Here is a 309-nt window from a genome sequence, read left to right as displayed (position 1 = left end):
TATGAATTCCGCGGAATTCTGTTTTACCGTGATAAACAATGTCCTTTCCGTGTCCGAGAGTGAAATAGACGATATTTATACTGTATATTTTTCTAACCTTGTCGTATCCTTCTCCTCTGTTGATGTATTCAGTCACCAGTTTTGATGTACCGAAAAGCATTCTTTGGAAGTAGGCATATTCGTTGTTGTTCTGCACTTCTATCAGGATTAGGTTTCCTTTTGAGTTTTCCGCCAGCATATCCACACGGTTATACTTGTCGTATTCCTCTTCCTGATTGCTTTCGCTTTCCAGCAGGTTCTTTATGGTTA

The 309-nt window shown here is 39.5% G+C and carries 1 protein-coding gene; it reads right to left on the bottom strand.

Features of this window, described 5'->3' with window-relative positions; translation table 11 throughout:
* Positions 1-309: PD-(D/E)XK nuclease family transposase (locus H6A61_RS15540; RefSeq protein ID WP_204394810.1), on the bottom strand; the 309-nt coding region annotated here is incomplete at both ends.

The sequence above is a fragment of the Bacteroides caecigallinarum genome (genome assembly GCF_016901995.1).
Lineage (GTDB): Bacteria > Bacteroidota > Bacteroidia > Bacteroidales > Bacteroidaceae > Phocaeicola > Phocaeicola cellulolyticus.
This window is presented reverse-complemented; position numbering and strand designations above follow the sequence as displayed.